At 45.5% G+C, this 11,812-nt stretch carries 9 protein-coding genes and 1 other RNA gene; 2 read left to right on the forward strand and 8 right to left on the reverse strand.

Going from position 1 to position 11,812, the window contains the following annotated elements; genetic code table 11:
• Window positions 1-165 precede the first annotated feature (165 nt).
• Window positions 166-1,014, forward strand: a complete 849-nt coding sequence (locus RJ41_RS06675; protein ID WP_039218530.1) for a LysR family transcriptional regulator — start codon at window positions 166-168, stop codon at window positions 1,012-1,014.
• Window positions 1,015-1,064: 50 nt separating this feature from the next.
• Here the strand turns inward: RJ41_RS06675 and RJ41_RS06680 are convergent, their stop codons facing one another.
• The 8 genes from RJ41_RS06680 to RJ41_RS06715 all read right to left on the reverse strand — a co-directional run bounded on the left by RJ41_RS06680 (window position 1,065) and on the right by RJ41_RS06715 (window position 11,029).
• Entirely contained in the window at window positions 1,065-1,997 is a 933-nt protein-coding gene (locus tag RJ41_RS06680; RefSeq protein ID WP_039218533.1) for a DHH family phosphoesterase, read from the reverse strand.
• An 84-nt stretch (window positions 1,998-2,081) separates the two neighbouring features.
• Complete coding sequence (locus RJ41_RS06685) at window positions 2,082-3,371, reverse strand: M24 family metallopeptidase (RefSeq protein WP_039218535.1); 1,290 nt, start codon at window positions 3,369-3,371, stop codon at window positions 2,082-2,084.
• 110 nt (window positions 3,372-3,481) lie between these two features.
• Window positions 3,482-4,357: an EamA family transporter gene (locus tag RJ41_RS06690; RefSeq protein WP_039218538.1), complete on the reverse strand. Its 876-nt coding sequence runs from the start codon at window positions 4,355-4,357 to the stop codon at window positions 3,482-3,484.
• Between the two features lie 47 nt (window positions 4,358-4,404).
• Window positions 4,405-5,949 carry a M28 family metallopeptidase gene (locus tag RJ41_RS06695; RefSeq protein WP_039218541.1) on the reverse strand — a complete coding sequence of 515 codons (1,545 nt, stop codon included), beginning with the start codon at window positions 5,947-5,949 and terminating at the stop codon, window positions 4,405-4,407.
• Window positions 5,950-6,300: 351 nt separating this feature from the next.
• Window positions 6,301-7,473 (reverse strand): FAD-dependent monooxygenase, encoded by a 1,173-nt coding sequence (locus RJ41_RS06700; protein WP_039218544.1) that lies wholly within the window; start codon window positions 7,471-7,473, stop codon window positions 6,301-6,303.
• On the reverse strand, window positions 7,460-8,878 hold the full coding sequence (locus RJ41_RS06705; RefSeq protein ID WP_039218548.1) for an FAD-dependent monooxygenase: 1,419 nt from the start codon (window positions 8,876-8,878) through the stop codon (window positions 7,460-7,462). The genes RJ41_RS06700 and RJ41_RS06705 overlap by 14 nt, the downstream gene beginning before the upstream one ends.
• A gap of 192 nt (window positions 8,879-9,070) precedes the next feature.
• Window positions 9,071-10,390 carry a Xaa-Pro aminopeptidase gene (gene pepP, locus RJ41_RS06710; protein ID WP_039218551.1) on the reverse strand — a complete coding sequence of 440 codons (1,320 nt, stop codon included), beginning with the start codon at window positions 10,388-10,390 and terminating at the stop codon, window positions 9,071-9,073.
• Window positions 10,391-10,462: 72 nt separating this feature from the next.
• Window positions 10,463-11,029, reverse strand: a complete 567-nt coding sequence (locus RJ41_RS06715; RefSeq protein WP_039218554.1) for a UPF0149 family protein — start codon at window positions 11,027-11,029, stop codon at window positions 10,463-10,465.
• Window positions 11,030-11,624: 595 nt separating this feature from the next.
• Here RJ41_RS06715 and ssrS point away from each other — a divergent pair.
• Window positions 11,625-11,807, forward strand: a non-coding RNA gene (gene ssrS / locus RJ41_RS18860) — 6S RNA.
• The last annotated feature ends 5 nt before the right edge of the window (window positions 11,808-11,812 follow it).

Here is an 11,812-nt window from a genome sequence, read left to right on the forward strand (position 1 = left end):
ATTACACTGACTCTGCGTTGTCTTGCGATACTTGAGGGGCGTATTCGTGGGTGCTTTATACAACTAGCAACGTAAATCTTATCTAAGTTGATAATATGGGCTTTCAGTGCCATACATTTGCAAATACAATAACAAAAAGCACTTACATTAATAAACCTGATAAATATGAAGCAGCTTTCTCTAGATACTTTACGCACCTTTGTTAGCGTTATTGAGCTTGGTGGCTATGCAAAGGCAGGCGACTTTTTAGGTCGTTCTCAGCCAGCTATTAGTTTGCAAATCAAAAAGCTTGAATCGCAACTAGACCGAAAGCTGTTCACCAAAGTAGGTCAACGCCATGTACCTAGCGCCGATGGAAACTGGTTATACCCAAAAGCGAAAGAGCTACTAGAACTTAACGACAACATTTTTAGAAGCCTTACTCCTGCGCCACTAAGCGGTAGATTACGCTTGGGCATTCCCAACGAATTTGCCTCTACCCTGCTGCCGGGCTTAATTGGTGAATTCTCAAAGCGTTACCCAGACGTATCGTTAGAAGTAACGTCTGCGCTAAGTCGCGATCTGCTTCACCCGTCTCAACGAGATCACTTCGATTTAATACTGGCATTGGTAAACCCAGGGGAGCAAACCGAAGGTGAAGTTGTTTTAGAAGACGATGTGGTATGGGTAGGCGACACCGCTCACCCATTAGTGGGAAACAACATTCCACTAGTGCTAGCGCCAGATGGCTGTATGTACAGAAGCCGGGTAATTGAACAACTAAAACAGCAAACCTTCGCTTGGAAAATTAGCTACACCAACGCCGATTTGGGTGGTTTGGTTGCTGCCATTCAGCAAGGGCTTGGTGTAACAGCACTAGCAAAATCGAGCCTACCGGCCAATTTAGCCGTGCTAAATCACCCGCACCTGCCCAAGCTAGGCAAGGTCAACATTTGCCTATTTAACCAAGACACCCAACACCCCGTTATCAGCAAAACCCTCGCAGAATTCTTTAAAGTGAGGCTAACCCAGTAAAAAAGGGGTCAGAGTACTTTTTCTGCCCCTCCCCCGTATGCTAGTTAGTGTTAGCCGTCGCTTGTGATGGTGTCGATAAGCTCGCCGAGTACAGTTTCGGCTTTGCTGGTTTCAACCTGGCAGGTACCCGCATTCATGTGACCGCCGCCACCATACTTCAAACACAGCTCCCCCACATTGGTGTTAGAGCTACGATTTGTAATGGACTTACCAATCGCAAACACCACGTTCTGCTTTTTAAGCCCCCACATTTTATGAATAGAAATATTGCAGTCTGGATACATGGCATAAATAACGAAGCGGTTCGTGGCGTAAATGGTCTCCTCTTCGGTTAAATCGAGTACCACGAGGTTATCGTGTACGGTAGAACACTTGGCAATTTGCGCCTTCGCCATTTCATTGTGCTCGTGGTACAAACTCACGCGCTCAGCCACGTCTTCCATTTGCAGTATTTCGTCAATGCTGTGGTCTTTGCACGCATCTATGAGCTTCATCATTAGCTGATAGTTAGAGATCTTGAAATCTCTGAAACGACCAAGCCCAGTTCGCGCATCCATGATGAAATTCATTAGCACCCAGTCGGTAGGCTCCAAAATTTCTTCTTTTGAAAATTGCGCAGAGTCGCCTTTATCTACCGCTTCCATCATATCTACTGAGATATTGGGAAATTTATCTGCACCACCGTAATAGTCGTAAACAACGCGCGCCGCCGACGGCGCTTTCGGATCAATAATGTGATTCTCAATGTCACCTGAATTACGGACTGTTTCACTTAAGTGATGGTCGAAGGCAATATGGCAACCCGCAACGTAAGGCAAGTTGGTCGTGATATCATTCTCGGTAATATCAATTTTACCGTCTTGCATGTCTTTCGGATGAACAAACAGAATATCGTCAATTAAGTCTAAATCTTTCAATAAAACTGCACATACCAGTCCATCGAAATCACTTCGCGTAACCAATCTAAATTTTCTTTCAGGCATAGTTTATCCATCATTCACTTAGGTAATTATTTTAAGTGTAACAGCTAATAAAAATTTTGAGAGACAGGTTTATTAACTTCTTATTTAGCTTTTTAAATTCAGCAATTTACCCAGCGGCTTGGCCAAACTTTCTGGCGGTTCGGTAAAGTAAGCGGGACCTGTTTCAGTCATGTACAAACAGTCTTCTAAGCGAACACCAAATTCACCCGGAATATAGATACCTGGCTCATTGGAAAAGCACATGCCTTTTTTAAGTGGCGTATTTTCACCACGCACAAAGTTAACGCTCTCGTGTCCTTCCATGCCGATACCGTGACCTGTTCTGTGACTTAGCCCAGGCAATGCATAGTCTTTGCTGTACCCTTTGCTGGCGTAGAATTGGCGCACTGCATCATCCACTTTGCCTGCTGGCTCACCAATTTTAGCTGCGGCAAATGCTACGTTCTGCCCTTCCCTTACTGTGTGCCATACGTCCTGAACTTTCTGAGGCGCCTTGCCAAATACCAAAGTACGACTTATGTCGCTTTGGTAACCGTGCACGCTGCAACCGCTGTCTAGCAAGATCACCGAGCCTTCTTTGATAGTTTGTGCTGCATTTGTGCCATGAGGATAAGCACTTGCATCGTTAAACAGTGCCAAACACCATGTACCGCTGCCACCCAAGCGCTGCTGTGCAGTGTTCATCAAGCTTTTAACGTCCTGCTGACTCATACCAAGCTTTAGATTATCGAAAACAAACTCGTAGGCTTCTAAGGTCACTTCATTCGCTTTGTGCATAAGAGCCAACTCACTGGGCGTTTTGTACATGCGACAGCCAAGGGTAATTGGCTCTGCGGGAACAATATTAATGTTTGGCAGCGCTCGGCTGACTCCGGTAACTACAAAGTAGCGTACGCTGCTTTCAAACCCGATATTGCCGCTTGTTATACCGCGCGATTTTAAAATATTGGCTACGACATCAAACGGGCTTTCATGCTCTTGCCACACTCTTACATCATCGCCTATAGCTAATGACTCAAGCACACTTGGCTTTTCGAAAAATGGCGTAACCACCGCCATATCACCTTTTTGAGGGATAACCAGCGCGGTCAAGCGCTCACTACGCCACCATTTAATCCCTGAAAAATAATCCATAGCAGCGCCAGGCTCGACCAAAATTGCCGCAATATTTTGGGCTTTCATAAGCGACTGCGCTTTTTCGATACGCGCTTTGCGTTCTTCTGTGGTAATCGGCTTTGCATCTGCGGTGATATTACTTAGCCCGCTTAAACTGTTAATGTCTGTTGCATTAGTTTGATTAATTGCAGCCATAGCAGCCACAGGCGCAAGCGCAAAGCTAGCGCCCGCTAATTTCAAGAAATGTCGCTTATCCATGTTCCCTTCCTGTCGTTTTAATTAAGGTTGTTTAGCACTTTTTTGTTCTATGAAAATAACATTCAATTGATTTTGTACTAAAAACTTCAGTGTTTAATATTGTCATTACTTTATGCCCACATAACAAAGATGGCGGCAAGCCCAATAAGAAGTAAGCCAGCAATTTCGCGTTTTGTGACTGCATTTTTTAGCCAGTAATGTGAGAGTATCAAGGTAAGTAACACCTCTAACTGCCCAAGCGTTTTTACTAGCGCCACATGTTGCAATGCCATAGCGGTGAACCAACAAATTGAGCCCAAACAGCTTACCGTGCTAATCGCTAGCACCTGCTTTTTAGCGTTGGTTAGCTGTCTGAACACGAAGGGTTTAGTTAGCGCAATATAACCACTTAAACTTATCGTTTGTACACATAGCACCCATAACAACACCCAAGCAGCAGCCACTGTATGCTGAACATTTAGCATATGGCTAGCCTCGCGCACCAACAGTGATGTCAGCGCAAAACAGGTACCGCAAGCAAGACCTATTACCATGGTTTTCACACTAATGCCATGGAGCCGATTGCCGCTGCTTAACACAAATACTGCTATTGCGCCTATTACTATGCCCGCCCACCCAAGGGGCGTTAAATAACTTCCGAAAAAGAGCATGCCTACAACGCCGGCCACCAAGGCCTCACTCTTCGCTAGACCTGCGCCAATGGCAAAATTCTTCTGCTTGAACAAAATCACCATTAAAGAAGTGGCCGCTATTTGAAGTAGCGAAGCACACAGTATCACTGTAATAAAAGAGCCTGAGAACTCAGGCACTTGACTGGCGCTACTGCTGTAGAGAATGATTAAATAGACGAGGGCTATTGGCGGAGCCAAGATAAAGCGAGAGAGCGTCACCCCAGAGGTGTTAACTGCACCGCTCAGCTTGCTCTGCAGTGCATTGCGCACGGTTTGCATAACAACCGCGCCCAACGTAAATAAAATCCAACTCATTAGCGTCGCTTTACCTTGTTATATCGCTACCTACAGTTAAGCGTGAATTACTTTGCCTCTTTCGCTTCCATTGCCAGTGTGCGCTTGTCTTTAAAATCAGAGTCGCGTTTCCAGTATGGCCATACATTGCCTTGGGCGTAATAGTTCAGCATAGAGCCGATAAGTGAGAGGTCTTGTTGCACACCACCTAATGTCCAGCTTGGAAGGTAGTCATCATCTGCTTTATGGTAGCGCTTGGCGATAAAGCTAGGGTCGGTATCGCCTAAGCTCATGAACAAAATTGAAGGCACGCCCTGCTTAGCAAGCGCGAAGTGATCTGAGCGAAAGAACAACCCGTTTTGAGGTCGCGGATCCATTTTGACCGTTCGCCCTTGTAACGCGGCAGCTGTTGCTAAATCATCTTCAATAGATAAATAGCCTTCTCCGTACTGCAAGATGTAATCGACGTCATCGTTTACATTCATGCCGTCGATATTTAAAAAAGCCACCATGTTCGATGTTGGTACCGGCGGGTTATTTGCAAAATAATCGGCACCGAGTAGCCCTGTTTCCTCGGCGGTAAACGCGCTAAACATTAGTGTACGCGCAAAGCCCTCTTCGCGTTTTGAAAGCGCATCTGCCAATGTAAGCACACCTGCTACGCCAGACGCGTTGTCTACCGCACCATTGTAAATAGTGGTTTGGCCGTTCTTTTCAACTTTGCCTAGGTGGTCCCAGTGAGCGTGAAGCATTACCCATTCTTCTGGCTTATCTGTTCCTTCTAAAATACCCGCAACATTTTGCGACTCGGCACGCTCAATAGTATTGGTAAAGCCCAATGATGCTTTTGTGTTTAGCGCGATGGGCATAAATCCTGGCTTTGAAGCTTTGTCTTTAAGCTCGCCATAGTCCATACCCACTTTTTCAAATAGCTGTCTTGCGGCATTTAAATGAAGCCAACCCATTACACCGACTTGTGAAGCATTGTTGTTGTCGTCGACTAAACTGAATTTGGTATTGGAGTTAGAGTTTTCGACTACGCCCCACCCGTAACCCGCTGGCATGGTTTCATGAATAATGAAAACCGCTTCTGCCCCCTGCCTGGCTGCTTCTTCGTACTTATATGTCCAGCGACCGTAATAAGTCATTGCATTGCCCTGAAAAAGCTCTGGATCTTTAGAAGCGAAACCCGGATCGTTTACCAGCATGACAACGGTTTTTCCTTTTACATCGAGGCCGGCGTAATCATTCCAATTGTACTCTGGGGCATTAATGCCATAACCCACAAAAACTACGTCACTATTTGTAAGTGAGTAGTCATTAACAATGCGCTGAGTTCGGGCGGTAAAGTCGCTGCCTGCGCTAAAATCAAGCCCGCCTATTTTTAACGATGAAATGTTCTTCGGCGTTATTTTGGCTAACGGCACAGCTTGGGTATAGCTATCGCCAAAGGCTGGCTTCAGCCCTAGCTTTTTGTATTGGGTTACCAAGTAATCGACTGTTTTCTCTTCACCTTTCGACAAAGGCCCTCGCCCTTCAAACTCATCGCTTGCCAGTGTTTTAACGTGCTGACGATAAACATCCAAATCGATAGAGGCATTACTCAGCGTCATCTTTTTGCTTTTTGTTGTCGCCGACGATTCAACCGAGGCTAAAGTGGAAGCAGGTACTTCGGCATTCGCCGAACCAGTCATTAAAGTAGAAGTAAGTACGGAAGCGGCGCAGACAAAGGAAAAGGCGCGATAAGGTTTGCAAAGATAAGTAAACATAAGCCATTGGTACAAATAAAAAAGGATACCGAAGAGTATCCTGTACCGCTGACTATCTCAATGCCGAAACGACTAAACCACAAGAATGGGGTCAGAGTACATTTATTCGGTTTTGTAATAGGGAAAGCCAATAATGTACTCTGACCCCACTATTCGCGGGTGGCGAAAAAAGTACTCTGACCCCATTTTTTGGATTTATAGGCCCATGGCATGGCTGACGAAGGCGTTTTTAATGGTGCTGAGTTTGTCTGTGGCTGAAAGACCGATTCCTCTGAGCAACTTTTTGAGGGGGTCGTCGCCGTCGAATAAGAATTTAAAGCCGTCCATTGCGGCAATCATTTTCGTGGCTTCTGTTTTACGGCTTCGTTCGTAGCTGCGTAAGTGCTTGTACAAACCAATGTCTTTGCCCGACGCCTTTAAGTTGTTTAGGGTTTCCGCCAGTGCGAGCGCATCTTGCATTCCCAAGTTAGCGCCCTGCCCTGCAAGCGGGTGAATGGTATGCGCTGCGTCGCCTACCAGCACCACACCGTCTTTCGCCCACTGGCGTGCATAACGCATGGTCAACGGGAAAGCCGCGCGTTTGGTTTCAAGCGAAATAGTGCCAAGAACGCTATTACTAGCCGCAGTTAACGCATTGCAGAACGCAGCGTCATCCAATGCCATTAATGAGTTTGCTTGCTCTGGCGTTTGCGACCATACAATGGAACATACATTTGGCTCAGACATAGGCAGTAGCGCGAGCGGTCCTGTTGGTGTGAACGCTTGTCTCGCCACATTATTATGCGGCTCTACCGTTTTGATATTAGCGACAATCGCCGTATGCTCGTAGTCTTTAAATGTAATTGGCAAGCCAGCCTGCTTTCTGACAAACGAATTTGCGCCATCGGCGCCTACTAACAACCTGCAGCTTAGCACGTCATCATTATCAAGCATCAGCATGGTTTGGTTTGGGCCAGCTAATACTCTATCAATACCCGCGGTGATCAACTCCACATTAGGCTGCGCTTCCACAGATTTAGACAGTGCATTGACTAAAGCCTGATTCTCTACAATCACGCCAAGCGCATCACTGCCCATTTCATCGCATGAAAAGTGAATGTCGCCAAAACTATCTTTGTCCCATACATGCATGTCGGTGTAAGGGTTGGCGCGGTCTTGCTGCAAATGCGACCACACATCAAACTGTTGCAGCGCTTTAATATTAGCCTGGTTTATGGCACTCACTCTTGCCGTAGGCTTCTCGTCCAGAGTCTGATAACACGCCGCTTTATCGACTATTGCTATGCTCAATTCACTGTGTTTAAGCGCCGCTGCAAGGGTTAACCCTACAATTCCGCCGCCCACTATCGCTATATCAACATGCTGCATTGTTATCTCTTTTTCTTAGTGGTGTTTCGCCATAGCCCGTCGTGTGTTTAACAAACGCTTTTTTCGCCTGGGGCATCATGCTTAATGCCAATAACGACACATTGCGCCCAATTACCGTTGGAAAATACTGGTTTGAAAAGGTGCGAACTAGCGTATCTGTCAGGGCTATCGTGTTATCCCTGTCATTCTTACGCGAATTGGCGTAATGCTGAGTAATACTAAAAGCACCTGCATCGAAATTAGCGGATGCGATTGTATCGCTTTGCTCATTGTTTGTGTCATCCTGAGCATAATTTGACGATGACGTTAACCCTTCATTTGGCAAAGCATTTTCCGAATTCCCCACTTCTGATTGCTCTGCGTATTTTTCCGCTGACGCTTGCAGCACAGACACTAAAGTACTTAAGTCGCGTAAGCCTAGATTGAATCCTTGCCCTGCAATAGGATGTAGCGCCTGTGCCGCATTGCCTACCACCACGGTGCGATGACTAGCAACTTGCTGCGCCTTCGTAAGCGCTAAGGGGTAACTTGCTAAATCACTAACTCTAAGTACTTTGCCTTGTCGATAGCCAAACGCTTCCTGTAAGGCTTGGATGAATGCACTTTGGCTTAACGCCATTAAGGTCTTTGAGGCGTCGGTATCTACTGTCCATACAACAGAAAAGCCGTTTCCACTAGCCTTGATATCATCGATTTCACTATCAAAAGGAAGGAATGCCAGTGGCCCGTTCTCAGTGAAACGCTCGTAAGCTCTGTTTTCATGGGGGAGCTGAGTGTGCACGTTAAAAACAATGGCCGTTTGATGATAATCATCGACTGTTTTTAAAATGCCAACCTGGTCAGCTAATCCTGAACGACCGCCATCGGCTAGTACCAGCAACTTTGTGGTAAGCGATTGCCCACTATCTAGCTGCACCTCTACAAAATTAGACTGCTGCTTTACGTTCGTTACCTTGGCAGGTGCGATATATTGGTAGCTTGAGGTTGCACCTGCCGCCAATCGCGTTAGTGCGCTTAAGCTCACCACCTGGCCAAACGCGTCAATGTGGTAGTCACTGCTTTGAAGGTTTAATAGCCCCAAGTGCCCCTTGTCGCTAACCTCAATATGCTTAATTTGAGGAGGTAACTCACCGTTGTGCTGCTTAGCTACATCATCAAGGTTTAGCCCCATGTGAGACAGTTCTTCAACGGTACGCCTTGCCAAGGCAATAACACGGGTGTCGGTAAAAGGGTTAAAGTCGACAAAGCTTTTGCTGGTTTGCTCTGGGTCAGCCGCATCAATTAGGGTGACAGATAAGCCAGAGCTGTTTGCAGGAGATACTTTCTCTGCGAGTGCTTTGGCTAATACAGTACCGACAATACCACCACCAATAATTACTACGTCAACCGCTGCTGCCGATTCCACTGTTTTTATTTTCCTGTTGCCCAGAGGCTATAATTATTAAAAGCGTTAATTCTGAGATTTTTTCTTTATATTAAAGGCTAGTTTTTAGCGTAATTTAAACTGCTAGTTTAAACCGGTAACTTAAACCAAAATTCCGTATTTCACACTTATCGCAGTTTTTCAAACCTTGGTAGACTTAGCAAATTTTGACAACTAGGCTCTGCTTTCAGCCATAAGTGCTTCAATCTCATCAATGTCTTTTGGCACATCTGCAGTAAGAATATCGACACCCGTCGCAGTAATCACCACATCATCTTCAATTCTTACACCAATGCCTTTGTATTTTTCCGGCACGTTGCTGTCTTGGCTAATGTAAATGCCGGGCTCAACAGTGATCACCATGCCAGGCTTTAACGGACGGTCTTCACCGTCAATTTTGTAGTTGCCTACATCATGCACATCTAGACCTAAATAGTGCCCTAAACCATGCATGTAAAACTGACGCCACGTTTCATTTTCAAGGTTTTCTGCCACACTACCTTCAAGAACGCCAAGGTCAACTAAACCTTGAGTAATAATTTCTACGCTATGTAACATGGCTTGTGACAAGGTGACGCCAGGCGCTAACATGTCTAACACGCTTTTTTGCGCTTTTAATACAACGGTGTAAATTTCGCGCTGAGCGTGGCTGAACTTTCCATTTGCAGGAAACGTTCGCGTGATATCCGCAGCATAACCTTGATATTCAGCACCTGCGTCGATCAAGATCAAGTCACCGTCATTTACCTGCGCGTTATTTTGCGTGTAATGCAAAATACACGCATTATCGCCGCTTCCAACAATAGTACTATAAGCGGGTGAACGGGCTCCCGCCATGGCAAATTCATGGTGAATTTCAGCTTCTAGCTGGTACTCGTAACAACCAGGCGCAGCGAACTGCATAGCTCGCTTGTGCGCACGTGCGCTTATCTCACCCGCCGCTTTCATCATGGCCACTTCACACGCTGACTTGAATAAACGCATTTCGTGTAAAATAGGCTGTAAGTCGTGAATCGCCCTTGGCGCCAATGATTCTTTAGGCGCATCGCGCAAGGTGTTTAGTGCCTCAGTAAATAACAGGTCATTGTCTTTCTTGTGCCCCAACGAAAAGTACACATTGTCTTGACCCTGAATTGACGCTAACAGCGCTTCTTCAAGTTCTTGCAACTCAAACGCTTCATCTAGACTAAATCGGGCAAGTGCAGCTTCGGCTCCCAAGCGTTTGCCGTGCCAAATCTCTGCACTTTTGTCTTTCTCTTGTACCACCATTGCACGATAACTTTCACCATAACGAGGGTGGTTAGACAATATCAACCAAGCATTAGGCTCTTCAAATCCTGTCAGATACCAAAAGTCGCTATCTTGCCTGAACGTATATTCGGTATCGCGACTTCGGGTTACCATACCTGCTGCTGGCACAATACACACACTGTTTGGCTTGCACTGAGCAAGTAGTCGGTCTTGCCTAGCGATAAACTCTTGCGCACTAATCATAAAAAAGAAAACCCTAAAAAACTCTCGTTAAAGCAAATGGCGACTTACCGCCGCTTCTATTACCTTAAATTATTAGTGTACGGATGGCGTGTCTTGTTGATCATCTAGCAGCGATTGACCAAGTTCGCTGAAGCATAAAATTGCTGAAATTTTCACGTATTCTTCAACTTCAAATAGCGCCTTCTCTGACTCTTCATCTGCATCCATCGGCTCTTCCATGCGTGAAATATCTGAAAAATCTTCAAGTGCTTCTTTTACATCGTCAGAACATTGCATAAGATCTTGTTGGTGTAGACCAAACCCAAGCATAAAACCTTGCACCCAATTAATCAGTGCAGCTCCGCGGTCATTTATCGGAGCTTGGTCGTCAGGAAGTAACAAATTTAGCGCAAATTCTGGCTCAAGAAGCTGCTGACAGGTTTGATTGAAAAGGTTATTCAAAAGGTGCTTAGTAGGGTCGCTAAACGCATCACCCTGATTAATGGTTTCACTTAACGCTTCTAGCCACTTTTGGTCGGTCAGCGACATGCCACCACAAAGCATACCGCAAAGAATGCCATGCACTTCTGCAGCGTCAACAATTACACCTTGCTGAGACAATTTATTACTTACGCTATCGTAATCGAGCTGTTTTTCCACGAATTGTTCTCTTTTGTTTTGAATAGTTTGAGATACAAGCGCCACTCTTGTATAGCGGTTAATTACCGTCTATTTTGGCGGAGACTTACGTCACTGTCATCTCTTGATGGAGTTAATACTAGCAAATATCAATGTGTAACGCCTCCTTTTGCCCTGCCACTGCTCTAACTTTGAACAAACGGCAAAGGTACATTTAGGGTCTAATAACACTGTGTCGTATACACTTTAAACGATGGTGCTTAATCGTTGTTTACTCACTGTTCAAACAGTGTTTAATTCGCGGCGATTTAGCTAAATTCGTTGCCGGACCGCTAGCAACATCGTCAGATTTCATCTAAGATCGTGGTTGTTGGATATGGAATTCCTCTCGCAACAGCATGACAGTGTTCATTAGCGTTTAATACCAGCATTTGCTTGTTGGTTATTATTGAGCTTCTCTTATATGCGTGTATAATTGCTGACCAATTGGTCAAGAAAAGTAATATTTTTTTACCGCTTTTATAATCACCACGCAAAATAGTTATAAAGCGCTTTAGGTGATCCTCTTCACTGGATCTCGCGTTTGTTATACCCTGTTGCGTTAATACAACAACAATGTTTCCTGGGATGTTTGCTAGTTCATTCATGTCCCTGGCCGATGCTTTAAACCAAGGAAGTTGAAACAGCTGCTATTGTGCAAGCTCGACGCGTATCGAGAAGCCTACGGCAATTGTGATACTTCCGCCCTGAACTTTTCGGTTCACGGGCGAAACATGGACAGCGGCATTCTGGGAAGCGCCCTCT

Origin of the sequence: Alteromonas marina (assembly GCF_000808575.1) — a bacterium.
Classification (GTDB): domain Bacteria; phylum Pseudomonadota; class Gammaproteobacteria; order Enterobacterales; family Alteromonadaceae; genus Alteromonas; species Alteromonas marina_A.

Coding starts and splice junctions, on each gene's coding strand:
- RJ41_RS06675 (WP_039218530.1), top strand. CDS start 166: ATGAAGCAGCTTTCTCTAGATACTTTACGCACCTTTGTTAGCGTTATT.
- RJ41_RS06680 (WP_039218533.1), bottom strand. CDS start 1,997: ATGCCTGAAAGAAAATTTAGATTGGTTACGCGAAGTGATTTCGATGGA.
- RJ41_RS06685 (WP_039218535.1), bottom strand. CDS start 3,371: ATGGATAAGCGACATTTCTTGAAATTAGCGGGCGCTAGCTTTGCGCTT.
- RJ41_RS06690 (WP_039218538.1), bottom strand. CDS start 4,357: ATGAGTTGGATTTTATTTACGTTGGGCGCGGTTGTTATGCAAACCGTG.
- RJ41_RS06695 (WP_039218541.1), bottom strand. CDS start 5,949: ATGACGCTGAGTAATGCCTCTATCGATTTGGATGTTTATCGTCAGCAC.
- RJ41_RS06700 (WP_039218544.1), bottom strand. CDS start 7,473: ATGCAGCATGTTGATATAGCGATAGTGGGCGGCGGAATTGTAGGGTTA.
- pepP (WP_039218551.1), bottom strand. CDS start 10,390: ATGATTAGTGCGCAAGAGTTTATCGCTAGGCAAGACCGACTACTTGCT.